A 24,401-nucleotide genomic window follows, 5' to 3' on the forward strand; every position below is an offset into this window, starting at 1 on the left:
GAACACGCCCGATGCGGCTCACCATCAAGTTCAAGCTGATCCTCGCCTTCGGACTCGTGATCGTCATGTCGATCATCGCCGGAGGCTTCGCCTATTCCAGCCTCACGAATCTGAACTCCTCCTTCGAAACGGTGGTGAACGGCTTCGGTGAACGGCGGTCACTGGCGCGCGACATGCAGACCCAGTTGCTGCTGGCCTCGCGTGATCTCAAGTCCATGATCCTCGCGCCCTCCCAGGAAGAAACCGAGCGTCTCGGCGAGGCGGTGCGGCAGGGCTTCGACCGGGTGCGCCAGATCAAGGAGCAGATCTTCGCCACCGTCACCCCGGAAGGCCGGCGGCGGCTGGACGGGATCGATGCCGCCATTGCCCGCTACGGCGAGCTGCAGGAGAAGGTGATCAGCTTCGCGCGGCTCAATTCCAATGAGCGCGCCAATGCCCTGCTGATCGGTGACGGCGTGAAGGACTACGATGCCCTGCACCGGGCGATCGATGGCCAGATGCAGGCGCTCGGCAGGCTGCCCACCGGAGAGCCGCGCAGCCAGGCGATGCTCGCGCTCATGCGGCTGCGGGGCGACATCGAGAGCTTCCGCAGCGATCTGCGAGCCATGGTGCTGGCCTCCTCCATGCCCGAACTCGAACGGCGCAACCGTGCCCTTGTGGAGACCAGCGAGGCGCTGCGCCGACAGATAGTCGCACTCGGCCAGCAACTCGGCGGCATCGGCATCCCCGACATGGTCAACGCGGCCTTCGGTCCATGGTACGGCCTGGTCATGCGCGCGGCGACGATCGCCGCCGAGGGCGGCACCATCCAGGCCAACACCCTGCAATCCGGCGACCTGACACGGGCGGAAGTCGAGCTCAACAAGATCGTCATGGGTTATGTCAACTTCGCCCGGGAGCTGATGGGCGCGGCGACCGTCCGGGCAGCGGACGAATACGAACACGCACGGATGGTGCTGCTCACCGTGCTCGGGTTCTGCACCGCGCTGGCAATGGGCGCGGCACTGTGGATCTGCATCGGCATCAGCCGCGGGCTTTCCCGGGCTACCGGCCTCGCCAATGCGGTGGCGCAAGGGGACCTGTCACGGCAGGTGAGCGTCAGCGGCAATGACGAGATCCAGGATCTGGTCACTGCGTTGAACCGCATGACCGGCAACCTGCAAGCCACCGCGAAGCTGGCTGAGGCGATCGCGGAAGGCGATCTTGCCGTCGAGGCGAAGCTGCTTTCGGAGAAGGATGCGCTCGGCATCGCGCTGAACCGCATGATCGCCAATCTGCGCCACACCGCGACACTGGCCGAGGCGATCGCGGAGGGCGACCTGACGGTGCAGGCGAGCCGCCTGTCCGATCGCGATGTCCTGGGCACCGCGCTCGAGACCATGCTGAACCGCCTGCAGGCGATCGTCGCCGATGCCAACGAGACGGCGCAGGGCGTCGCCTCCGGCAGCCAGGAACTGTCATCCTCGGCCGAGCAGTTGGCGCAGGGTTCCACCGAGCAGGCGGCCTCGGCCGAGGAGGCGTCGTCCTCGATGGAGCAGATGGCAGCGAACATCAAGCAGAACGCCGAGAATGCCGGGCAGACCGAGAAGATTGCGGTGCAGTCGGCCAAGGACGCGCAGGCGAGCGGCGAGGCGGTGCAGCGGGCGGTGGAGGCGATGCAGACCATCGCGCAGAAGATCACCATCGTGCAGGAGATCGCGCGCCAGACCGACCTGCTGGCGCTGAACGCGGCGGTCGAAGCGGCACGCGCGGGTGAGCATGGCAAGGGCTTCGCCGTGGTCGCTTCCGAGGTGCGCAAGCTGGCCGAGCGCAGTCAGGCCGCCGCGGTCGAGATCGGCACGCTTTCCACCGACACGGTGAAGGCGGCGACCGACGCCGGGGCGATGCTGGCGCGGCTGGTGCCTGACATCCGGCGCACCGCCGACCTGGTGGAGGAAATCACCGCCGCCTGTCACGAACAGGATGTCGGCGCCACGCAGATCAACCAGGCGCTGCAGCAGCTCGACAAGGTGATCCAGCAGAACGCCGCCGCGTCGGAAGAGATTTCCGCCACATCCGAGACTCTGGCGGCCCAGGCCGAGCAGTTGCAGGGCACGATCGCCTTCTTCCGCACCGACGCGGAAACCACGCACGCCCATGCCGACCATGCGGCGGCGGCAGCGGCAGTTCCCTCGCGGGGACGGCGGCCCGCTCCCCCCGTGCCGACGCCCCGGGCGGGGAAGAAGCATGGCGCCAACTCCAGGAAGGCCGGGTTCACCCTTGGCATGGCCGAGGACGAGGACAGGCTCGACGGAGACTTCCGGCGCTACACATCTTCTTCTCATGGCTGAAACTGCCATGAGCGGCCGTCCCGACATGGACCGGCCCATCGCCTAAGACCACGGGGGCGGCGGGGAAAGGCTTCGCCACGATCGCCCGAACGCCACCGCCAGACAAAGAACAGGACCGATGCGGTTCACCATCAAGCTCAAGCTGATCCTTTCCTTCGGTCTCATGATCGCGATGTCGATCATCGCCGGTGCTGTCGCTTACTCGAGCCTTGCCGAGCTCAATGCGACGCTCGACAGCATCGTCAATGGCAGGCAGGCGCGGCGGGCGCTCGCCTACCAGATGCAGATTCAACTGGCCAGGTCGTCGCGGGACCTCAGGGCCATGATTCTCGCGACCAGCCAGGAAGAGACCGAACGCCTCGGCGAGTTGGCACGCCAGGGACTCGGGCAGCTGCGGCAGACCAAGGATGAGATCCTGTCCACGGCAAGCCCCGATGGTCGGCGGCGACTGGAGGCAACCGATGGTCCGCTTGCCCGATATGCGGACATACTCGGGGCAGCCTACAAATTCGCGCGGATGAATTCCAATGATCGCGCCAATGCAATGCTGCTCAATGACGGCCAGAAGACCCACGAGGCGGTGCGTCAGGCATTCATTGCACAGTTGCGGGCAATCGAGAAGGCACCAACAGGCGATCTGCGTGGCCAGGCGATGCTGGCGACCGCGCAGCTGCGCGGCGACGCTGAAAGCTACTGGAGCGATCTTCGCGCCCTGATCCTTTCCGGCTCCATGCAAGGGCTTGAGCGTCGGAGTCGTGCTCTCGCCGATACCACCGAGGCACTGCGCCAGCGCAAGGCAGCCCTTTCCAAAACCCTGTCCGATATCGGCGTGACGGATGTCTTGGCCGAGCCATTCGGTCAATGGCAGAGCGTGGGGACACGGGTCGCCGCGATCGCCGCCGAAGGAGGCAATATCCAGGCATCTGCCCTGCTGCTGGGAGAAGGAGTGCAGGCGGAGAAGGATCTCGACAAGGCAGTGACCAGCTATGTCGATTATATCCAGCAGACCACGGCCACTGCGATCGCCGAGTCGTCTATGCAGTACGAACGGGCGCGCGCGGTGCTGCTGGCGGTGCTGGGCGTCAGCACCGCGCTGGCACTGGGGGCTGCGTTGTGGATCTGCATTGGCATCAGCCGCGGCCTTTCCCGTGCCACCGGCCTTGCCGACGCGGTGGCGACCGGCGACCTGTCGCAGCAGGTGAGCGTCACCACGCATGACGAGATCCGCGATCTCGTCGATGCCCTCAACCGCATGACCGCGAACCTGCAGTCCACGGCGAAGCTGGCCGAGGCGATCGCCGCCGGCAATCTCACCGTCGAGGCGAAGCGCCTGTCGGAGAAGGACGCACTTGGCATCGCGCTCGAGACCATGCTGGCGCGACTGCGCGCGGTGGTGACGGAGGCGAACGATGCCGCCCGCAACGTCACCAGCGGCAGCCAGGAACTGTCTTCCGGTGCCGAGCAGTTGGCGCAGGGCTCCACCGAACAGGCTTCCTCGGCCGAGGAAGCATCCTCCTCGATGGAGCAGATGGCCGCCAACATCAAGCAGAATGCCGAGAATGCCGGGCAGACGCAGAAGATCGCCACGCAGTCGGCGAAGGATGCGCAGACGAGCGGCGAGGCGGTGCACCGGGCGGTGGAGGCGATGCAGACCATCGCGCAGAAGATCACCATCGTGCAGGAGATCGCGCGACAGACCGACCTGCTGGCGCTGAACGCGGCGGTGGAGGCGGCGCGCGCGGGCGAGCACGGCAAGGGCTTCGCCGTGGTTGCCTCCGAGGTGCGCAAGCTGGCCGAGCGCAGCCAGAGCGCCGCGGTCGAGATCGGCACGCTGTCCGGCGAGACGGTGAAGGCGGCGACCGAGGCGGGGGCGATGCTGGCACGGCTGGTGCCGGACATCCGGCGGACCGCCGAGCTGGTGGAAGAGATCACCGCTGCCTGCCGCGAACAGGATGTCGGCGCCGAGCAGATCAACCAGGCGCTGCAACAGCTCGACAAGGTGATCCAGCAGAACGCCGCCGCGTCGGAGGAGATTTCGGCTACTTCCGAGACGCTGGCCACCCAGGCCGAGCAACTGCAGACCACCATTTCCTTCTTCCGCACCAACAATGAAATGGCGCGCCCTTCCGCGCCGGCGCCCGCCCGCGCACGCCATGCGGCATCCCCCCCTGCGCCCTCGCGCGCCCGTACGTCCACCGCTTCGGCAACCGGCAAGGCCAGGGCCAAGGTGAGTGCGGCGCCGGCGGCCGAGAACGGCTTCACCCTCGGCATGGCGGATGACGAGGATGCGCTCGACGGCGAGTTCCGGCGCCATCGCTCCTCCGGCCGGACCTGAGCGGGATCATGCCATGAGCAGCAACGTCCAATACGTCACCCTCGGCATCGAGCGGGACACCTTCGGCATCCCTGTCGCCTGTGTCGAGGAAATCCTGGACATGCGTGAGGTCTCGCGCCTGCCGCATACGCCGGCCAGCCTGCTCGGGCTGATCGACGTGCGCGGGCGCAGCATTCCGGTCATTGACCTGCGCTGCCGCCTCGGCCTGCCGCCGGCGGCGGCGACGGCGAGCACGCGCATCCTGGTGCTGCGGCTGAGCTGCGGGACCGCCATCCTGCAGATCGGCCTGGTTGCCGATCGTGTCTTCGAGGTCACGGACCTCGACCGCGGTGAGGTCGAGGCGGTGCCGGATGTCGGGCCGCACTGGCGCTCTGCCTGCGTTGCTGGCGTGGGCCGGCGGCGGGGCGGATTCGTCATCATCCTCGACGTGACGAAGCTGATCGAGGCCGCTGATCTCACCTTCACCACTGCCGCCATCCCCACGGACCTCCGGAACAGCCTGCAAGAGAACCTGTCAGAAAAGTAGCAGAACGCCATGCGCCTTACGATCAAGCTCAAGCTCGCCCTCGCCTTTGGCCTCATCATTGCCATGTCGCTGCTGGCGGGCACCGTCGCCTATCTGAAGCTGGGCACGCTGAACGACGCCATCGACCTCATTGCCAACGGCACGATGCGACGAATGATGCTGGCGGTCGACGTGCGCGCGGCGCTCAAGGATTCCGTCCGCAATCAGCGCGACATCCTGCTCGCGGCTTCCGAGGAGGAGATCGACCAGGCCATGGAGAAGCTGCGTGGCGCCAATGCCGCCATGCTGCGCGCCGAGCAGGAGATCTATGCCAGCACCTCCGAGGGCGGACGGCGCGCGCTGGAGAAATTCCAGGGGACCTATGATCGCTACGTGCAGGTGCAGGAGAAGATCTATTCGCTGGCACGGCTGCGCTCCTACGGGCGGACCCGCGATATCATCATGCGCGAGGGGCAGCCGGTGCTGGAGGGGCTGAACACCGCCCTGGAGGAACTCGGCACCGCGATCAACCGGCTGCCGGCGGGAGAGGCGCGGGCCCAGGCCCTGCTTGCCACCACGCGCTTCCAGGCGAGCGTGGCCGGGTACTGGGGTGATGTGCAGCAAGTCGGCCTGGCCGACACCGTGCAGGCCATCGAGCAGGAGAGCCGCGACGTGGTCGCCCGGTCCACCACCCTGCAGCGTGAGGCCCAGGCGCTGGTGCGCAGCGCCGGTGCTCTCGGCGATCTTCCTGCCGCGGCGTTGGTGGTGACGCGGTACGATGCCCTGGTGAAGCTGGCTGACCGGGCGATCGCGACGCGGCGCGAGGCCGGCAATGCCCAGGCCACGGCGCTCTCGCGCGGCGACAGCGCGCGGCTGATCGGCGAACTCGAGGGCATCATCAGTGACTACTTCGCCACGGCGCGCACCCGCCTGGCGGAGACGCAGGCTGATGCCGGCCAGCAGTATGAAATGGCACGGATGCAGTTGATTGCCGTCTTGGCAGCCAGCCTGGTGCTGGCCCTGGTCGCGGCATGGCTGATCAGCCGTGGCATCGGGCGGAGCCTGGGGCAGGCGCGCGATCTGACCAAGGCCGTGGCCGAGGGCGACCTGACCCGCAACGTCACCTCCAGCTCCAGCGACGAGATCGGCGAGGTGCTCGGCCATCTGGACGAGATGACGACGCGCCTGCGCGACGTGCTCGGCGAGGTGAACACGGCCGCCGCCAGCGTCTCGGCCGGCAGCCAGGAACTGTCCTCCTCGGCCGAGCAACTGGCGCAGGGCTCCACCGAACAGGCGTCCTCGGCCGAGGAGGCGTCGTCCTCGATGGAGCAGATGGCCGCCAACATCAAGCAGAACGCCGAGAACGCCGGGCAGACGCAGAAGATCGCCACGCAATCGGCGAAGGATGCACAGGCGAGCGGCGAGGCGGTGCAACGGGCGGTGGAGGCGATGCAGACCATCGCACAGAAGATCACCATCGTGCAGGAGATCGCGCGGCAGACCGACCTGCTGGCGCTGAACGCGGCGGTGGAGGCGGCGCGCGCGGGCGAGCATGGCAAGGGCTTCGCCGTGGTTGCCTCCGAGGTGCGGAAACTGGCCGAGCGCAGCCAGGGCGCCGCAATCGAGATCGGCACGCTGTCCAGCGAGACGGTGAAGGCGGCCAACGATGCGGGGACGATGCTGGTGCGACTGGTACCGGACATCCGGCGCACCGCCGACCTGGTGGAAGAGATCACCGCCGCCTGCCGCGAACAGGATGTCGGTGCCGAGCAGATCAACCAGGCGCTGCAGCAGCTCGACAAGGTGATCCAGCAGAACGCCGCGGCGTCGGAGGAGATCTCCGCCACCTCGGAGACCCTCGCCACCCAGGCTGAACAGTTGCGTGGTGCCATCGCCTTCTTCCGGCTGCAATCGAAGGGGGGAGCGGCGGCGCCGTCCTACGCACCCCAGACGCGGCGTTCGGCCATCGTCCGCCGGACCCAGGCGGCGGTGCAGGTGACCCGCGCGCAGGGGACGGGGAAAGGCGCGGCGCCGGTCGCCCGGGTCCGCCCCGGCGAGGGCAAGGTCGCCAAGCCAGGGCCGGGCTTCGCGCTTGCCATGACGGGGGCCGAGGAAGACAGCCTGGATGAGGAGTTCCACCGGCGCTGAGCGCGATCCGCGCCCGGGGGCGCTGGCCCGGCCGTCGCCCCTGGCCGGCCGGGCCCCCATCCCGCTTCGTTCGCAAGGCATTATCGAAAGCCCGGATCCACGGAATGCGCCGTTCGTCCCTTCGCCCGCACGCTCTTGCCCCCCTTCCGGCCGAGGATCTGCTGAGCGACCAGCAGTTTCGCCAGCTTGCCACGCTGGTGGAAGATCACGCCGGCATCCGCCTGCCGCCTGCCAAGAAAACCATGGTCGAGGGGCGGCTGCGGCGGCGCGTGCGCGCGCACGGGCTTGCCAGCATCAATGCGTATTTCGATACCTTCGTCCATGCCGGCATGCCCGATGATGAATTCGTGCATCTCATCGATGCCATGACCACGAACAAGACCGACTTCTTCCGCGAACCGGATCACTTCACCTTCCTGCAGAACGAGGCGGTTCCGCATCTGCTGGCCCGGCGGCCGGGAAAGATGCTGAAGATCTGGAGCTCGGCCAGTTCGACCGGTGCCGAGCCGTACACGATCGCCATGGTGATGTCCGAGCTGCGCCTGCGGATGCACAACGCCCTGCAATTCTCCATCCTGGGCACCGATATTTCGACCGACGCGCTGCGGCAGGCGGCGCTGGCGATCTATCCCGAGGACATGATGGAGCCGGTGCCGCCGCCCATGCTGCGGCGCTATGTCATGCACGCCCGCGATCCCGAGCGCCGGACGGTGCGGATCGTGCCGGAGCTGCGGCGGATCGTGCGCTACCAGCGGCTCAACCTGATGGATGCCAGCTACGCCGTGGATCGAGACCAGGACATCATCTTCTGCCGGAATGTGCTGATCTACTTCGACAGACCGACGCAGCAGGCGGTTATCGGGCGGCTGTGCGAGCATCTGCGGCCGGGCGGCTACCTGATCCTCGGCCATTCCGAGGCGGCCGTCGGCAGCTACCACGCATGCCTGCATCAGGTTTCCCCGACGATCTTCCTGTACGAGCCTGCAGAACGGAGCGAAGCGGCATGACCAGCGACAAGGGTGCCATCCGCGTGCTGATCGTGGACGATTCGGCGGCGGTCCGGCAGACGATCACCGAGCTGCTGACCGGCGAGCCGGGCATCGAGGTGATGGCCACGGCGTCCGATCCCTTCGTCGCCGCCTCGCGCATCCAGCACGAGGTTCCCGACGTGATCATCCTCGACATCGAGATGCCGCGGATGGACGGGCTGACCTTCCTGCGCAAGATCATGGCGCAGCGCCCGATCCCGGTGGTCGTCTGCTCCTCGCTGACGGAGGAGGGCTCGGAGACCGGTGCGGACGCGCTGGCGGCCGGGGCGGTGGACGTGATCACCAAGCCGCGCGTCGGCACGCGTCAGTTCCTGCTGGAATCCCGCGCCATGGTCTGCGACGCGGTGCGGGCGGCGGCCCAGGCGCGCCTGCGCCAGCGCCCGGTGCATTCGCCTGCCGCGGCGGCGCGCCCGAAGCTCAATGCCGATGTCATGCTGCCCCCGCCCGGCGCGGCCGGCGCGATGGCCCGCACCACCGAGCGGGTGGTGTGTATCGGTGCCTCCACGGGCGGGACGGAATCGTTGCGCGAGGTGCTGGAGGCGTTGCCCGCCTCCGCCCCCGGCGTGGTGGTCGTGCAGCACATGCCCGAGCGCTTCACCGCGACCTTTGCCCGCCGGCTCGACAGCCTGTGCGAGGTGGAAGTGAAGGAAGCGACGGATGGCGATACGGTGCTGCCCGGGCGCGTGCTGATCGCGCCGGGCAACCGCCACATGCTGCTGCGGCGCAGCGGTGCCCGCTACTACGTGGAAGTGAAGGATGGGCCGCTGGTTTCCCGTCACCGGCCTTCGGTCAACGTGCTGTTCCGCTCGGCCGCGCATTGCGCCGGCAAGAATGCGATCGGCATCATCATGACCGGCATGGGCGATGACGGCGCCAGCGGGCTGCTGGAGATGAAGAACGAAGGCGCGCTCACGATCGCGCAGGACGAAGAGAGCTGCATCGTGTTCGGGATGCCGAAGAAGGCGATCGAGCTGGGCGCGGCGACCAAGGTGATGCCGCTCGGGGGGCTCGCCGGAGAGATCCAGCGCGTGCGCCACTGGTGAGCGGCCGGTGCTGATTCGCGATCGGGGTGACCGCTGACATGATCGAGACGGGGTTGCAGGACGACCTGCGAGCGCTGATGGACCTGCTGCGGGCGCCGGGAGAGATGCTGGAGGAGCGGGTCGGCCGGATCGGTTCGCAGCTTTGCACGGCGGTGGAGGTGCTCGGACGGCTGACTGCCGCCTTCGAAGCGGTGCGCCTCGGGTTCGACCGGCCGGACGTGGCGGAGGCGATGGCGGACCTGACCCGCACCGCCGCGCATATTGCCGCGATGGCCGGGCAGATCCCGGCCGAGCGCCGGCATCTCGAGCAACTGGCCGCTTCGCTCGAGGACATGAGCGGGCGGATCACCCGCATGCGCACCACGGTCAAGGTGATCGAGGTGCTGGTGGTGAATGCCCGCATCGCCGCGGCCTATATCCACAACCAGCAGGTCGAGCTGTCGGTCTTCACCGGCGAGGTCAGCGAGCTGGCCGGCACCACGCGCCAGACCGTGGAGAACTTCGCCACCGGCCACCGCCGTCTGACCACTCTGGTGCGCCAGGCCCATGAAGGGCACACGCGCTTCGAGCGGGAGAACCTGCAGCGGCTGCATCAGGTGGCGGAGCGGCTGGGGACTGCGGTCACGGCGGTGGACACGCGGCGCGCCAACATGGCCACGGCCGCGGGCGACATCACCGTGCGCTCGCGGCGTATCGGCGAGCAGGTCGGAACCGCGGTGATGGCCCTGCAGATCGGCGACCGCACCCGCCAGCGCGTCGACCATCTCGTCGAAGCGATCGGCTTCCTGGTGGATCCTGCCGGCGGGGAAGGGACGGCGGCGGCGAACTGGCAGGCCGGGCTCACCCCGGAGGAGCAGGGCATGGTGGCGGCCTCGATCTGCCGCCTGCAGCAGGCGCAGTTGCGTAGCACGGTCGATGATTTCGACGCGGAGCTGCGGCGCGTGATCGGTGCGCTGGAGCGGCTTGCCGTCGATGTCGTGGATCTGGTCCGTTCCAGCACCGGTCTCTATGCCAGTGGCGACGCCGGGGAGGATGCGTTCCTGCAGCAGCTTGGGACCGAGATCACCCATGCCGAACAGTTGATGCGGCTTTGCGGCAGCAGCCGGGCGGAATTCGATGCCGTGGCCACGGAAGCCGCCGGCGTGCTGAAGGAATTGCTTGGCCAGGCCGGTGCGGTCGAGCTGATCGAAACCGACATGCGCCTCGCTGGCCTCAACACGGTGCTGATCTGCGGGCGGCTTGGCACGGACGGGCAGGCGCTGAAAGTCATCGCCGAGGAACTGAACGGTGCCGCGGGGGAGACGGTGCGGCAGGCGCAGGACGTGATCACCGGCATCCGCAGCGTGCAGGGTGAAGCGGCGGCGGTGGGGCAGGTGGCGACGGCGCAGAACGCGACCACGCTGGCGGAGCTCGACCAGCGCATGGGGGAGGCGTTGCGAATCCTGGAAGGGGTGTGTTCGGAACTTGGGGCGGCGCTGGGAATGCTGCGGGAAGACGGAGGCCGCCTGACCGCCCTGCTGCAGGAGACGACGGGTGGCATCGACATCCATACGGAATTCCGCCGGGCCATGGAGGCGGCGGCCGAGCAGTTGGGGCGTGTCGGCGCGGTGCCGGCCGTGCTTCCCGCCAAGGCCGCGGCGGCGAGCGAGCGTCTGCTCGGGGTGATCCGCGACCGCTACAGCATGGCGAGCGAACGGGAGATCCATGATCCGCTGTCCGGCCAGACCGCGCCGGCCATGGCCGCCGCCGGAGGTGCAACCGCCGCGGCCGAGATCGACGACCTGCTGTTCTGATCGCGGTTTATGCGTGGCCCGGAGTGGGCATGCCGCCTCGCCCTACATGGCATCGCCTGGATGGAAACCTCGACCGTCCCCCCAGGTCGGTCGCACCTTGCCACGGCAATACCATGCCGACGCGGGCAGGGGTGCGAGCGTAACCGGCAGGTCCAGGCGGACCTGCCGGAGGAATTATGGTTGATTCAGGAATGCATCAGCATCCAACCAACTGACGGGTGATCTCGTTTGGTTCGAACTGCGGGAAGCGCTCACATGCTTCATGGAACACGGCGCGCGCGTTCTCCTTGCGGCCCTGGTTGAGATAATAGATGGCCAGCGTATGGAGAAAGATCATGCGGTTTTCGTCGTAATGGCAGCTTTCGATCATGCTCCGCAGCAGCGGAACGTTGGTGGCAACATCGGAATACCATGACGAGTCGGCGCCAAAGCGCTCTCGCACCGTCTGCTGCGTGACGGGCTTCGTGCAGGTGAAGGCGACACTGCCTCCCCATTTGAGCTCGACATAGGTTTCGAAGTGGTCGGCCAGCCGCAGCATGGAAAGATGGATGTGTGGATGGAACTCGTGCACGAAATCCTGCTGGATCACGAGCGCCCCGGGCAGAAGGCGTGGGAAGAAGTTCCGGACTGTGTAATCGGTGACCACCAGGGCCTTGCAGAAATCCACTCCGAACAATTCGATCGGCTGGCTGTCCGGATAACCTGTCCGGGTGACGTCCCCAGGGCGAACCTGCAGCATGTCCTTTTCGTGCTGTAGATTTTCCTCAAACACCGGCAGGAAGCTGGTCTGCGGCTGGAAATGCCGGTTCGGGTAGTTTTCTTGCAGATGACGTAGGATATAGTCATCGTCGATCTGGAACATGTCGTAGACGCGGATCAGGCCCTGCGTATCGGCGTGTCCGTCGCGAACCGCCGGGTTGTGCCGCAGTCCTTCGACGAGGCTCAGTGTCGTGCCGCCGACAAAGCAGCCGCCATCGACGATGCTGCCGCGGAAGCCGAAGTTCCTGGCGGCATGGAAGTAGAGCGCCCGGTCGCCAAAGGTCAGCATCGCCGGGAAGGATTTCAGGCGCTCGCTCGCGGTCGATGCATAGTCATCAAGGATGCGGGCCTGGAAGTTCTCGTTGTCGGCAAAGCGGTCATGTTCTGTGCGTTCACCCGGTTCCTCTGTCCTGGGGATTGTCTGATTACCGGTTGAAGCCCGTGCGTCGATCGTTGAAAGGTGAGCTGGTTGCGGCTCCATGTCGTGAGACCGGAGCCTTAGCAGAAGGCGGCGGGCAAAGCGTGCCGAAGGGGCGAGAACGGCGCGTACCTGCCGCGCACTTGCGGGGAAGCGGTTGCAGAAGCTGCGCGCCGGCCGGGTTACTCGCCAGAAGGTGCTGCGATTGATCGCCTGATAGCGTGCCTCGCTGTCCCGTGCGGCGGCTTCGGCCTGCCACAGGGCCGCCTCCAGTTCATGTAAGCTGGACTCAAGTTCCTGCACTCTGGCGGTATATCCGGTGTTTTCGGAGGTGTCGTGTCGTTCCGGTGTCGCCTGCTTGAGCATGCTGCGGTATTTATCGCACAGGAACAACGCCTCGTGGCCGCTGGCGGCTGCTTCCCGGCCTCGCTGTTCCGCTTGTTGCCGCGCCACGACGGCTGCTGCGGCAACTCGCGCGATCTGCGCTTCGCACGCATGCAGGTCCGCGTGCGCCACCACGAGCGCATCCTGAGTCTCCGCCAACTTGTGCTCGAGACTCGCCGTCTTGCTTTGTAGCGCAGATAACTCCGCGACTGCGGCATCGCGTGCGCGTTCAGCGGCGGCGAGATCTTGCCTGATTCTAACGGTCGCGGCGGTTTCCGCCTGCAGGGCGGTGCGTAGATCGGTGATCATGCTTGCACTGTTGTCATCCAACCTGCCGGATCGTGCCGCATCCAGGGCGATCAGGTTGACGGGAGTCCGCGCCACCACGATGTAGCCCGCACCCTCCAGCAGGGCGGTGAGAGCGTCCGCATTCCCGGGATGATAATGCTCGGAGGGCTCGGTCTGCACGATAGCCGGGCGCCAGCGCGTCCAGTCGAGCGTGCGCAGCACGTCCAAATCCATCCCTTCGATATCGATCGAGAGGAAGAGAGGGGCACGTCCGGCGAACTCACGCTCGAGCAACTCCGGCAACGACAGCGCCGGAACAGAAAGGCTCTCGCGCAGCGCAACCTTCCAACCCGGCCAATCCTCCACGAAACGTCGGTCGAGCGAGGTCAACTCGTCCTCTTCCGCGATATGAATGGTGGCGTCGCCGCCGCCCTGAGGCGTGATGGCAAGGTGCAGCACCAGATCCTGGGGGCGGAAGCGGCGCAACTCATCAAGAAGCCGTGGATTGGCTTCCACCAGCACGCCGCACATGTTCAGGCGGCGATGCAGCAGGTAGGTGGTGCTGCAGGAAACCGGGTGGTTCGCGCCGATCTCTAGATAGCGCTCATGGCCGAGGTCCAGGCCCTCGCGTGCCGCCAGCGCGACCAGGAGCGCGCAGACGATCAGGTCCTCAGCACATTGTCCGTAACTCTCGGTCGCGTAAACCGGAATATCCGGAACCTTCAGCCGATTGCCTGCAATGACTTCATAGATATGGGGGTTGAGGATCTGCGCCATTAGCGGGGTTCCGGCATCAGCGGCGCCCACGGATGCGTGCGATCAGTCGGCGCAGCGGAAGCAGCCTGAGCCAGGCCCAATGCATGGGCCGGAGCAGCTTGCGGAGCCAGGAGGCAACGATGCCGATGTCCCGGACCCCTGCCTCGATGACTTCCATGCGCTCCTGGATGGTTTTCAGCTTTCCCCCAATTGCCGCCAGTTCCCCCCTGATGGCCTGCTGTTCCCACTTGATCTCTTCTTGCTTCCCGTTGATCGCCTCCAGCCATCCGTTAAGCGTGTCCAGCCGCCCCGTGATTTCCGTCGGGGGGGCTTTCGGCACACCATCCTGCATTGCCTGGCTTTGCGCGAACAGCACCGCCTGTACCGTCCCGAGTGTGGCCGGCTGCTCGGCGATTGCATTACGCAGGATGCTGTTGCGCAACAGGATATTTTGACGTTGTTGCTGTGCCTGCCCGTCGACGACGGTGTTTCCGTATGCCGCTCCGCTGCCGCGTACGCGCAGATGGTAATTGGCGAGGTTGCGGTCTAGGAAGTCGATCTCGCCCAGTAGCAGCAGCCGGATGTTGAATTCCCAGTCGCCCAGTACCGGCAGGGCACCGTTGAACGGGCCGATCCGCTCCACGGCCGCGCGGCGGAACAGCAGGCAGATCGGCGGGAACCTGTTCTCCACCAGAAGGGCGGGTAGGTCGACCAGCGTCCTGTTGCTCCTCCTCACCGTCCGGTCGATTTCCTCGATATCGTCGTCGTCCAGCCGCTCGGTAACCTGCGTGCATCCGGTCACCACGCCGACGCAGTGCTCGTTCGCGGGGGCAGAGAGGAAGGCCGTGGTTGCCTCCAGGAACTCCGGGTGCCAGCTGTCGTCATCGTCGTGTACGGCCACGAATTCCTCGCGTCCCAGCGATAGGCCGGCATTGGAGGCGTTCTCCATGCCTTGGCTTGTCGCATGGTGCACCACGGTGAGCCGGTTCCCGAAGGCGGAATCGTAGTCGACGAGTAAGTCTTCCAGTTGCTCGCGGTTCCCACCGTCGTTCACCAAATAAAGATGCCAGTTCGGCGATGTCTGGCACAGCACGCTGGCAAGCGCCCGGTGGAGCAGCAGGGGGCGGTCCTTCGTCCGCATGATCACGGCGACACTGCCGGCCAACTCTGGTACGGGCTTACCGAGCGGTACCGTGCTTGGGAACAGGCGTGGCAGCGTCGGGGCGGCGCCTATGGAAGAAATCTTATTCATGGAAACATTCTCGCCGAGCGTGGGTCGAGCCCGTCGCGGAAACTGTGCACCTTGGCCAGCACAACTTCCCGCCACTCCTGGTTTGCGGCTTGTTCCTTGGCGGCATCCTGCCAGGCCAACGCGGTCCCCCCGGGCCAATCCGTCCTCCATGGCCAGGGGGGCGCTTCGCCTTCAGCGGGGTCGGGAATGAGTGGCCGGAACTTCGAATGCTCGAATTCGACCGCGTGCACGATCTTTCCCAGCACGGTGCGTTCTTCGAGGGTCGGGCTGAGCGAAAGCCGTTCGATGGCGGCAAGTCCGGCTTTCCAGTCCAGCTGCTGCAGGATCGCCGTGCTGCTGTCCATGTCCGCAAACAATCTGCTGACAGCTGCGACACTCGACTCCTGGAAGGGAGCAATCATGGCAGCGTGCTGTGCCCTCTCGATGGGAGAGTCTTGAAGGATCGGTGTCCATTGGCAGTCGGCCAGTCGGTACCCGATCGTGGATCCATGCGGTGCCACATGAAGATTCTCCAGGATGGCGACCGCGCTGTGCAAGCCGCGCCGTTCTTCAGGTGGCCAGAAATCGTTGGTGAAGCAGCCTTCCATCCAGCCGGTGAAGGGGCGGCGTGCATGCGCCCTTGGCCAAAGGCCGTAATAGAAGCCGAACAAGGCAGGGCGCTCCGTCCGGGGACCAAGCTGCCGGACGATCGAGGACTGCAGTGTGCCATGCCAGCCGATATCCACGATGCCGACCCTGCCCGTGGATGGCAGTGTCTGGTGGAGATAGCCCGCCGCCGCTTCGTGGAAAGGCTGTAACGCCCGAAGCACATCGGTCTGGTGCCGGGTCAACAAGTCACGGAAACGCCATGTTCCTTCAGGCCATTTTAGTAAAGTATCGAGTCCACCGAATTCTTGTGCTGCATCGGCACGCAGACGCTCGCATTGCAGCAGGTTCGAGCGTGACAGCAAAGTTCTGACCGGCAACTCGCCTGCCGCAAGCCGCTCCAGTGACCGCGCCGACAGCTTGCCGCGCTCCTCATCCAGCGCTGCCTCCGCAAGATTGAGCGCACGTCGCGAGACATACAGATAGCCGGTTTCGACTCCGGTGCGGGTGTCGCATCCTGCTGCCTTCCACGCGTGGTAGGGCAGCCACCCGTCGCGGGCGCAGAAGAAAAGATGGGTCAGTCGGTGCTGCCGGGCCTTTTCTTCCAGCCATCGGATGAAGGATCCGACGACGACAGCCCCCCAGGTCTCGCCGAGTCGGCGCATGAAGTCGGCCGGATCCCTCTCTGCATCCGCCGTGACGGGGCACGCGCCGGTACCGGTGGCTGGGTCTGCGAGCCGTGCCGCCCGCGCGAGGCGCGAGTAAGGCAGGATGGCAGGCGTCAGTGGTCCTCCCAGCCGACGGTCGGACCGTGCGGCGGAGAACAACCACCCGCCAATCCCGTGCTTGCGTGGCGAGGCGACGTCGCTCCACTGATCGTCGCCGATGTGCAAGATGCGTGCGCTTTCGCCGACCAGCTTCCGCAGCACGGCCCATTGTGAACCCGTCGCCTTCGTGCGCCCCGTCTCCGAGGAAACCAGCAGGCCCTCTGACGGGTCAAAGCCGCAGGCACGGAGCAGGCGGTCGATCTCGGCCCCGGGCAGATACATGTCCGATACGAAGACAACACGCCTTCCCTTCGCCCGTACCCGGGCCACGAGTTCGGCGATCTCCGGAACGGGGCGCAGGACTGAGGTTTCGGCGGCGATCTCCTCGTGCCAGATCGCCGCGCCATGCGGACGCAGCTCGGGTCGGAGGGGCCACAGGCATGCGTGGATGTCGGCAAGCGACACCTCCTCGCGCCCCGCGGCGCGGGCGAGGGCACGGGCTTCTTCCTCGGCGCGCTCGCGCAACCAGCCGAATCCATGGGCCACCGCACCGATAGCACCGACCAGCCGCTGTTCCGTCAGAGCAAAGACGTCAACAGGCGTTTCCAGGCACCGTGTAATCGCGGTGTCGAAGACGTCCACGGAAAGGACATCGAATCCGAGCCTGGGAAGCTCCGCGAGAAGACAGCCGTCAGGTTCCATCAGATCGACATGCATAAGTGTGCTTCTTTGTTGGCTCTGCTGCGGCTCAGGGAGCGGCGGCGGGATCGTGTCCTGGCGTGTCGGGATCGGCATGACGTCGAGCATTGCACGGGGATGGTCCGACAGCGCGGCTTTCGCTGAAATCGTCCAATAGATGGAGAAGCTTGCGATGCCCATATCCATGGGCACCAGCAACCAGAACAGGATTCGGTGACGCCGGTTTGCTTGGTCGAGGCAAGAGACGTTCCACGCGCGCACTCGTTTGTATCACGCGCCTCACTCCAACCTGGACTCGATGCCACAATGGCTTTCAGCGGTTGCCGCGTATCACTAACGAAGACCCGTGACCTTGGCAGCACAATCCCGATCATGTTATGGTTTCAGAACGGTTTTTAAGCGTTTTGCACGATTGATGTCAATCGCCTGACCTGGGGCGACGACAACGACTGTGGCGACCGTCCAGACATTCTAATCTTGACCATGAAGGCGGCGGCTCCGTGCACACGATCGGCGGCGCTTCGTCCGGCCGCGAGGTGTTAGCTCGCTCACTGCGCCGTCCCGTCGTCAGGAGCTTATCTGTTCGCGAGCCACAGCATCGCTGTCCGGCTGACCATCGGAAAAGACGAAGCCTCGCAAACACCGAAGCCATGCTCCGCAGCGGGAGAGACAAATGCCAGATACAACATCCACCCAGTTCCCGGCCGGCCCGATCACCGCGTCGCCGTCATCCGCCCTGGCGGCCGTGGCCCAGGGAACCATCAGCGCGCCCTATGAAATCGACCGCTACCCGGTGTTCATCTCGCAACCCGGCCATTACCAGATCAGTGTCAACGGTACTTCCGGCCTCGATCCGACGGCGGCGCTGTTCAACTCGGCCGGACAGAACATCGCCTTCGATGACGACAGCGGCCCCGGCTACAATTCGCTCCTCGATTTCACCGTGGGGACGGGCGGCATCTACCTGATGCTGGGCGTGACCGGTTACGACGGATCCACCGGGGCCTACACCATCACCGGGGGCACCCTGACGAGCACCGGCACGGTCGCGCCTTCCGCCGATCTCACCATCGGTGCGCCCGGGCCCTCGACCTTCGGCGGCAGCCTGCTCAACCAGACGATCGTCTGACCCACGCCGGCAGACCGCGCGCGGCACGGCGTGCCGGTCTGCCGAAGGGGAGGGAGCGGTCGTGATCCGACCGCTCCTGCCGCCTCGCCTGGGCGGGGGGCGTGCGAATTTCCTGACATCCGCTCAGGAAAGCGCGCGCCGGATCGTCCGGGCGACGGAATGCAACTGCGAATGCCGCAGCAGGAAGGCGCGTGTGCGGCCCCACAGCGTCAGCCGCGCCGCTTCCAGCCAGTGGGTGCGTTCGGCCGGATCATCCTCGATGCCGCCGCTCAGCGTTGCCATGATCAGGTCGTAGGTGGCGCCGACATCCTGGTTGAACTGGTCAGGATCCTCGGTGCGCGCATAGATGCCCAGCCGGCCGGCCGGACCTGGCAGCCGCGCGCGGGCGCGCAGATACGTCATCGCCATCGGCGCATAGGCAGACGCCTGCTTCTGGTCTTTGACGAAATCGGAAACCGCCTGCCAGGCCGCGCGCCGGCGGAACCACACCTGACTCAGCCGCGCCGGATCGATGACATGCTCGACCGCCGCCTCCGGGGCATAGGCGGCGCGATGGCCGGCCGCCCGCAGCCGATCGATCACGGCGGTTTCCTCGTTCGACATCAGCGACAGGCCCTCGCCGGTGCGGCCGAGCTGGCGGTTGAAGCCGCCGACCGACATCACCGGCCCGCGCCGGAACGCAAGGTTGCAGCCGGCAAGCCATTCCCGCTCGCCCAGCTCGCGCAGCCTGCCGCCCCAGTCGACGATCGACAGGTAGCCGAGCAGCGTATCGGGCAGCCAGGCCGGCCGGGGCGTGACCCAGCGCGGCCGCACCCGTCCGCCGATCACGGCGATGTCGCTGCCGATGCTGTCGAAGGCGCGCACCATCTGCACGGCCCAGTCCGGCGCGGCGATGGCGTCGTCGTCGATGAAGGCGACGAGATCGGCCCGTGCTTCCTCAAGGCCGCGGTTGCGCGCGTTGGACAGGCCCGGCACCGGCTCGAGCAGGTAGCGCAGCCCCGGCTCCCCGGCGTAGCGTTCGCCGAATTGTCCGGCCGCGGCCTGGTCGGCGGAATTGTCCACCACCACGATCTCGAGGAACCCGGCGGGGCATTGCTGGCGCAGCAGCGAGTCGAGCGCGTCCGGCAGCACGTCGTAGCGGTTATAGGTGCAGACGACGACGCTCAGCCGCGGCTGCGCGGTGGACGGGATCGGATCGGGCAAGCTTTCCTCCTGCGCGCGCGGCGCATCGTTCCGGGGCCCGGGCGCAACCAGGGGCGGCGCCTGCCGCGAGACCTCGTCGGTCCTGGCGGTGATCATCCCGGGCAGCGTGGCGTCCGCTGCGGGGGCGGCGATCGCCGCGGCGACGGCTGCGGCCGCGCCATCCGGCGCCATCGCCCAGGCCAGGGCCTCGTTCATCGCCCGGGCATGTGCCTCGGCCGAGTAGTTCAGTGCGTACAGGCGTCGCGCGGTCGCGGTGCGCCGGCGTCGCGCCTCGGCCGAGCCGAGCAGGGCGGCGATGTCTCCGGCCAGGCCGGCCGCATCCGTGGCCGGGCGGTACTCGCTGTCGCCCAGCTCGAGCCCGCGCAGGCCGCAGGCGGTGCTGGCGAAGCAGGCGCCGGCGGCGAGGGCCTCCATCGCCTTGATGGAGAGGCCGGTCCCCGCCTGGTCGGGAATCACCAGCACGCGGGAACGCGCGAAGACATCCTCGAGCCGATCGACGAAGCCGGCGCAGATCACGTTGCGCTCCGGCAGCCGCGCGCGGTCGAGGCCCTGCACCACCCGGCCAGCGATGATGATGCGGGCATTCGCCAGGGCCGGATGCAGCGGCCGCACCTGGTCGAGGAACCAGTGCACGCCATCGACATTGACCTGGTGCCAGCCGCCCCAGACCAGGATGTCGCAGCCGGAGACCTCGCGGCATGCATCCGGCAGCCGGTTTGCCGCCACGATCTCCGGCCAGGAGCGGTCGGAGGGCAGGCGCGGCGCGGCATAGGGACGGACCAGCACGGCGTGGCGCGCGTCGCGCCGGATCAGGGCATGTTCCTCGGTCGAGATGTTGGCGCAGACGGCGACGCGGTGCCAGCACTCCCGTTCCTCGCGCCGGCAGGCGGCATCGTCGATGGCGCCGTGCGGCACGAACTCGGGCACGCCGTGGGAACGGATCAGGTCCGAATAGATGTCATGCGTTGCCAGGACGACCGGCGCGCGCGTCAGCGTTTCGGTCAGCAGTAACTGCGGCAGATGGTTCACCAGCGCGACCGCGGCACGACGGCCTGCCCAGGCGAGCGCCTCCGGCTCGGTCGTCACCGGGTCGCGCAGCAGCAGTTGTACCCGCGTCACCACCGAGGCCGCCCGGAACGCGGCGGAGCGGACCATGCGCGCGATCGAGGCGGCGCGGTCGTCGCGCTCGGCAACGATGTGCAGATGCGGCCGCACGTTCTCGAAATTCTCGGAGAGGAAGGCCGAGATGCGCCGGCTGCGCTGCGGCTCGCGGTGCGGCCAGTGCTCCACCAGCAGGCGCACCACCAGATAGCCATGGTCGATCAGGTGGCGGAGCTGCGCGTCGAAGATGGCGGAGCTGCCGACCCGGCCCCAGAGCGCGCTGACCACCAGCGCGACCGGCCCGAACGCGTCGATGCAGACCGAGGTGCCGGACGGGCTGGTGAAGGCCCGCAGTCTCGCCTCCACCCGCGTCGGGGGGGCGCCCGTCGCCGGAGCCGTCCCGGCGGGAAGGGCGAAGACCGGCAGCCGCAATGCCTCCTGCAGCCGCGCGGCTTCGGCTTCGGTCGCGGCATGCAGGATCAGCCTGCGGAACGGACAGCCGGTGGCAAGCCGCCGGCCCAGCGTGGCGGCATCCAGCTCGCCGGGGCCGATGTCGAGACGGGGGTGGGGGGTCAGCAGCAGGTGCAACGTCGCGCGCAGCGGCGTGTCCAGGTCGAGATGCGGCAGCAATTGCAGCAGCAGTTCGAGATGGATCGGCTCGGCGGCGGGCATGAGGACGAGGTCATCCGGCCCCATGCCCCTGAGCAGGGCGACCAGTCGGGCCCGGTCGGCCGCGTCACGGACCAGCGCCGTGGCATTCCCCGGGCCGGGCGTCGCGCCGGCCGGCGTGCTGTCCGTCGTCTCGGCCGGGCCGGTCAGGGTGCGGTACAGGTGGCGCAGCACCGGGGCGACAGGCGCCAGGACGGGCAGGTGGACCAGCGCGTGCAGGCGTTGCCGCGCCCGGACCGCGACCGCGCCGAGCAGGCGCCGGACCAGCCGGGCGGGGCGGTCCAGCAGGCACGCGGCGAATTGCCTGGCCCGGTGCCGCAGATGGTAGGTCGCCGTCGCGAACAGCCGCCGGATGCGGTACTGCAGCCGGATCAGCACCCAGACCCCCAGCGCCAGCAGGCGTGCCGGGATTCCGGTGCTGGTCTTCCAGGTTTGGCGCGCCCAGGCATCCAGGCGGGAGACCAAGGTTTCCTGCGTGCTGTCGGCGGCCGCCGCGTCGGCCGGCGGCGAGTCGCAGGCGGTGGCGTCCCGACGGATCAGCCGCAGCTCCGGCCTGATCCGGTTGGCTGCGAGCAGGCGGTGGATGGTGACGCCGGGCTGGCCAGGCAGGGCGGGCAGGGGATCGGCGCGATCGATAACCCACTCGATCTGCCAGCCCGCGGCGACGAAATCGCGGATCAGTGCCAGGGCGTCATTTTGCTCTTCGTCCCTGGCATGTTGGCGGGCGGGGTCCAACAGCAGCAGGCGGCGTGGTGTCCTGGCGCTCGTGACGGCGTCGTGTCCCGTGCCCGCCCGAACCGCACCGTGGTCCTGACTGGTCTTCATTCCGGCTGATCCGCTCCTGCATTCAACGCAGGCACCCCGTGGCGCCTGCCGGGATCGGACAGGTCGCCGGACCTGAATCCGGCACTTCTGTCCAAGGCCTGGCATTCATTGCCATTATCAAATCAATCTAACAACCCTTCACGAACGCTCTTGTGCCGATAGTTTGCTGCAATCCCGTAACTATACCTGGGAGGCTTTGCCGATCCTTGCCAAGTCACAGGTCAGAACGATGGCAAAATCAGATGAAAACCGGTGCAGTCAAAACTTATTCGTGCTGCAAACAAAATGGTACCATCGGGTCGGTGGCGAATAACGTTGTCGCATGAAAATTAATTCTGCGGCCAGGCCGGTCGGGGCGACGCAGCGATGCTGCCGGTCCGATGTGCTGCTGGTTCCACCACTCCCGCCGGCCGGCCGGCCGGTTTGCGTGCCGCGGCCTGTCGCTGTCATCGCCGTGGTCGCAAGGCGAGCCCGGGTATGCGGGACGCACAGGGCAGTCTCATTGCTGACCAAATTAGATATATCTTGAAATTAGATATATCTTATGCGATAAGGTATCTGCCATGCCCTCGGGTCCTGCGTCCCGCGCGGGGCCGTCGGCCGGCCGGGAACGACGGCAAGCCGGATCCCGCAACGACAACAACGCTCAGGCGAAGGAGGATCTCATGCGCGGCATGAGCAGGCGTCTTGTCCTCGGCACCATTCCCATGTTGCTGGCGGGCACGGCCATTGCGTGGGCCCAGCCGATGGGGCCGGGAATGGGGGGCGGCCCCGGAATGGGCGGCGGCATGGGGCGGGGGGGTGGCCCCGGTTTCGGGCGCGGCCTGAACGACCCGGCCAGCTACCTGGCAGGGCTCAAGACCGAGCTGGGCATTACCCCAGCCCAGGAACCGGCCTGGAACGAGTATGCCGATACGGTGCAGAGCATGGCCGGCCAGATGCAGGGCATGCGTGCCAACGTATTCCAGGCGATGCCCTCGGCGAGTTGGGAAGATCGCCAGGCCATGATGAACCAGATGTTCGAATCCCACACGGAAGCGCATCGCAGGGTGCAGGAAGCGGCGCATACGCTGATGCCCTCCCTCACGCCGGAACAGCAGGCGAAGGCGGCCACCCGTCTGCCCGGCCTGATCACCCCGCCCGGACCCGGCCCGGGTGGCGGACGCATGCAGCCTCCCGCACCGCAAAAGCCGTAACACAAGATCACCATTGCAATGATCCCTGGCGCGATATATCTAACGGAATAAGATATATCTCGTTTGGAGATGGTGCCGCCGGCCCGGCCCACCCGGGCCGGCCACCCCCACATGTTTTCACGGGTCAGCAATAAGGAGCGGACATGACCGCGATTCCCCTCGGCCAGGGGCCTGATGCCGAAATCCAGCCAACCCGGCGCGACTTCCTGTCGCTGATGGCGGCCAGCTCGGCCGCGATCGGGGCCGGGGCGGTGGTGTGGCCGCTGGTCGGCAGCATGAATCCCTCGGCCGATGTGCTGGCGCTGTCGCAGACCGAGGTCGACCTGACCCCGATCGAGCCGGGCCAGGGCATCGTGGTGATGTGGCAGGGCAAGCCGGTGTTCGTCCGCCACCGCACCGAAACCGAGATCAAAATGGCCCAGGAAGCCCCTGTCGCGGACATGCGCGACCCGGCCCCCGACTCCGACCGGGTCAAGGACGGCCACGAGCAATGGCTGGTGACCAGCGCCGTCTGCACCCATCTCGGCTGCGTGCCGGGCGGCAGCAAGTCGAGCGAACCACGCGGCGACTTCGGCGGCTGGTTCTGCGCCTGCCACGGCAGCCAGTACGACACCGCCGGACGCATCCGCAAAGGGCCGGCACCCGCCAACCTGCCGATCCCGCCGTACGACTTCCTCAGCGATACCAAGATCCAGATCGGGTAAGGCAAGGCCAGGGCGCTGCCCTGGACCCGGCAGGGGCCACACGGCCCCTGCACCCCAGTCTCGCTGCGCGGCGGGAAACCCCGCCGCCACGGGTCATACCAGGGTTGCGATCAGGTGCAGCAGCGCCTGATGCTCGGGGCCGTGTCCGCCACGGGTCAGGAACTCCCCGATCCCGATCTCGCTCCTCCGCCCGCCCGAGGCCACGTTGGGCTCGTGCCGGACGAACACCCGCTCCGTGTCGGGATCACTGACAAGAAGCCAGCGATCGCCGCTGGAACTTTCATAAAGTTCCCGTGTTCGCGTCATGGCCTCCGCTCCTTCCACATCCCCCTCCGGGGACATCGATCATATCCCGCAGACAGGATCGGCGTGTCACGGATGTCACGCTTCGGAGCAGACGTTACCTCTGCCGGCATGACCGGTGCGGCTCAATCGGTGTGCCCCATCGGGGGGCACGCCGGTT

Annotated in this window: 15 protein-coding genes; 10 read left to right on the top strand and 5 right to left on the bottom strand. The window is 66.9% G+C overall.

Annotation, left to right across the window (positions count from 1 at the left end; translation table 11 throughout):
* Positions 1-11: 11 nt before the first annotated feature.
* From NBY65_RS15430 to NBY65_RS15460, 7 genes are all read left to right on the top strand, one after another.
* Positions 12-2,330: a HAMP domain-containing methyl-accepting chemotaxis protein gene (locus NBY65_RS15430; protein WP_150039174.1), complete on the top strand. Its 2,319-nt coding sequence runs from the start codon at positions 12-14 to the stop codon at positions 2,328-2,330.
* A gap of 118 nt (positions 2,331-2,448) precedes the next feature.
* Complete coding sequence (locus tag NBY65_RS15435; protein WP_150039175.1) at positions 2,449-4,665, top strand: HAMP domain-containing methyl-accepting chemotaxis protein; 2,217 nt, start codon at positions 2,449-2,451, stop codon at positions 4,663-4,665.
* A gap of 13 nt (positions 4,666-4,678) precedes the next feature.
* The gene (locus NBY65_RS15440; protein WP_150039176.1) at positions 4,679-5,191 is read left to right on the top strand and encodes a chemotaxis protein CheW; all 513 of its coding nucleotides are present in this window, start codon (positions 4,679-4,681) and stop codon (positions 5,189-5,191) included.
* A gap of 9 nt (positions 5,192-5,200) precedes the next feature.
* Positions 5,201-7,318, top strand: a complete 2,118-nt coding sequence (locus tag NBY65_RS15445) for a HAMP domain-containing methyl-accepting chemotaxis protein (RefSeq protein ID WP_150039177.1) — start codon at positions 5,201-5,203, stop codon at positions 7,316-7,318.
* Between the two features lie 104 nt (positions 7,319-7,422).
* On the top strand, positions 7,423-8,325 hold the full coding sequence (locus NBY65_RS15450) for a CheR family methyltransferase (protein WP_150039178.1): 903 nt from the start codon (positions 7,423-7,425) through the stop codon (positions 8,323-8,325).
* On the top strand, positions 8,322-9,410 hold the full coding sequence (locus NBY65_RS15455) for a protein-glutamate methylesterase/protein-glutamine glutaminase (protein ID WP_150039179.1): 1,089 nt from the start codon (positions 8,322-8,324) through the stop codon (positions 9,408-9,410). Before NBY65_RS15450 ends, NBY65_RS15455 begins: the two co-directional genes overlap by 4 nt.
* A gap of 38 nt (positions 9,411-9,448) precedes the next feature.
* On the top strand, positions 9,449-11,203 hold the full coding sequence (locus tag NBY65_RS15460) for a hypothetical protein (protein WP_150039180.1): 1,755 nt from the start codon (positions 9,449-9,451) through the stop codon (positions 11,201-11,203).
* A gap of 196 nt (positions 11,204-11,399) precedes the next feature.
* Here NBY65_RS15460 and NBY65_RS15465 read toward each other — a convergent pair whose 3' ends face one another.
* Genes NBY65_RS15465 through NBY65_RS15475 form a run of 3 tightly spaced genes read right to left on the bottom strand, consistent with a single transcriptional unit; the run spans position 11,400 to position 17,297 of the window.
* On the bottom strand, positions 11,400-13,829 hold the full coding sequence (locus NBY65_RS15465; RefSeq protein ID WP_150039181.1) for an FkbM family methyltransferase: 2,430 nt from the start codon (positions 13,827-13,829) through the stop codon (positions 11,400-11,402).
* A 16-nt stretch (positions 13,830-13,845) separates the two neighbouring features.
* The gene (locus tag NBY65_RS15470; protein WP_162530390.1) at positions 13,846-15,060 is read right to left on the bottom strand and encodes a glycosyltransferase; all 1,215 of its coding nucleotides are present in this window, start codon (positions 15,058-15,060) and stop codon (positions 13,846-13,848) included.
* Positions 15,057-17,297: an HAD family hydrolase gene (locus tag NBY65_RS15475; protein WP_162530391.1), complete on the bottom strand. Its 2,241-nt coding sequence runs from the start codon at positions 17,295-17,297 to the stop codon at positions 15,057-15,059. The genes NBY65_RS15470 and NBY65_RS15475 overlap by 4 nt, the downstream gene beginning before the upstream one ends.
* A gap of 487 nt (positions 17,298-17,784) precedes the next feature.
* Here NBY65_RS15475 and NBY65_RS15480 point away from each other — a divergent pair, with 487 nt between their 5' ends.
* Entirely contained in the window at positions 17,785-18,240 is a 456-nt protein-coding gene (locus tag NBY65_RS15480; protein WP_150039183.1) for a hypothetical protein, read from the top strand.
* 123 nt (positions 18,241-18,363) lie between these two features.
* On the opposite strand, the gene NBY65_RS15485 is transcribed toward NBY65_RS15480, so the two are convergent.
* On the bottom strand, positions 18,364-22,038 hold the full coding sequence (locus NBY65_RS15485) for a glycosyltransferase (RefSeq protein ID WP_150039184.1): 3,675 nt from the start codon (positions 22,036-22,038) through the stop codon (positions 18,364-18,366).
* A gap of 665 nt (positions 22,039-22,703) precedes the next feature.
* On the opposite strand from NBY65_RS15485, the gene NBY65_RS15490 reads away from it, so the two are divergent.
* Both NBY65_RS15490 and petA read left to right on the top strand, forming a co-directional pair.
* Entirely contained in the window at positions 22,704-23,234 is a 531-nt protein-coding gene (locus tag NBY65_RS15490) for a Spy/CpxP family protein refolding chaperone (protein ID WP_162530392.1), read from the top strand.
* A 143-nt stretch (positions 23,235-23,377) separates the two neighbouring features.
* Positions 23,378-23,938: a ubiquinol-cytochrome c reductase iron-sulfur subunit gene (gene petA / locus NBY65_RS15495; RefSeq protein WP_150039186.1), complete on the top strand. Its 561-nt coding sequence runs from the start codon at positions 23,378-23,380 to the stop codon at positions 23,936-23,938.
* 93 nt (positions 23,939-24,031) lie between these two features.
* Here petA and NBY65_RS15500 read toward each other — a convergent pair whose 3' ends face one another.
* Entirely contained in the window at positions 24,032-24,244 is a 213-nt protein-coding gene (locus NBY65_RS15500) for a hypothetical protein (protein WP_150039187.1), read from the bottom strand.
* Between the last annotated feature and the right edge of the window lie 157 nt (positions 24,245-24,401).

It is taken from the genome of Rhodovastum atsumiense, assembly GCF_937425535.1.
GTDB lineage: Bacteria > Pseudomonadota > Alphaproteobacteria > Acetobacterales > Acetobacteraceae > Rhodovastum > Rhodovastum atsumiense.

Bases quoted from the DNA above. Each gene is read 5' to 3' on its own strand.
- NBY65_RS15430 (WP_150039174.1), top strand. From the start codon at position 12: ATGCGGCTCACCATCAAGTTCAAGCTGATCCTCGCCTTCGGACTCGTG.
- NBY65_RS15435 (WP_150039175.1), top strand. From the start codon at position 2,449: ATGCGGTTCACCATCAAGCTCAAGCTGATCCTTTCCTTCGGTCTCATG.
- NBY65_RS15440 (WP_150039176.1), top strand. From the start codon at position 4,679: ATGAGCAGCAACGTCCAATACGTCACCCTCGGCATCGAGCGGGACACC.
- NBY65_RS15445 (WP_150039177.1), top strand. From the start codon at position 5,201: ATGCGCCTTACGATCAAGCTCAAGCTCGCCCTCGCCTTTGGCCTCATC.
- NBY65_RS15450 (WP_150039178.1), top strand. From the start codon at position 7,423: ATGCGCCGTTCGTCCCTTCGCCCGCACGCTCTTGCCCCCCTTCCGGCC.
- NBY65_RS15455 (WP_150039179.1), top strand. From the start codon at position 8,322: ATGACCAGCGACAAGGGTGCCATCCGCGTGCTGATCGTGGACGATTCG.
- NBY65_RS15460 (WP_150039180.1), top strand. From the start codon at position 9,449: ATGATCGAGACGGGGTTGCAGGACGACCTGCGAGCGCTGATGGACCTG.
- NBY65_RS15465 (WP_150039181.1), bottom strand. From the start codon at position 13,829: ATGGCGCAGATCCTCAACCCCCATATCTATGAAGTCATTGCAGGCAAT.
- NBY65_RS15470 (WP_162530390.1), bottom strand. From the start codon at position 15,060: ATGAATAAGATTTCTTCCATAGGCGCCGCCCCGACGCTGCCACGCCTG.
- NBY65_RS15475 (WP_162530391.1), bottom strand. From the start codon at position 17,297: ATGGATATGGGCATCGCAAGCTTCTCCATCTATTGGACGATTTCAGCG.
- NBY65_RS15480 (WP_150039183.1), top strand. From the start codon at position 17,785: ATGCCAGATACAACATCCACCCAGTTCCCGGCCGGCCCGATCACCGCG.
- NBY65_RS15485 (WP_150039184.1), bottom strand. From the start codon at position 22,038: ATGAAGACCAGTCAGGACCACGGTGCGGTTCGGGCGGGCACGGGACAC.
- NBY65_RS15490 (WP_162530392.1), top strand. From the start codon at position 22,704: ATGCGCGGCATGAGCAGGCGTCTTGTCCTCGGCACCATTCCCATGTTG.
- petA (WP_150039186.1), top strand. From the start codon at position 23,378: ATGACCGCGATTCCCCTCGGCCAGGGGCCTGATGCCGAAATCCAGCCA.
- NBY65_RS15500 (WP_150039187.1), bottom strand. From the start codon at position 24,244: ATGACGCGAACACGGGAACTTTATGAAAGTTCCAGCGGCGATCGCTGG.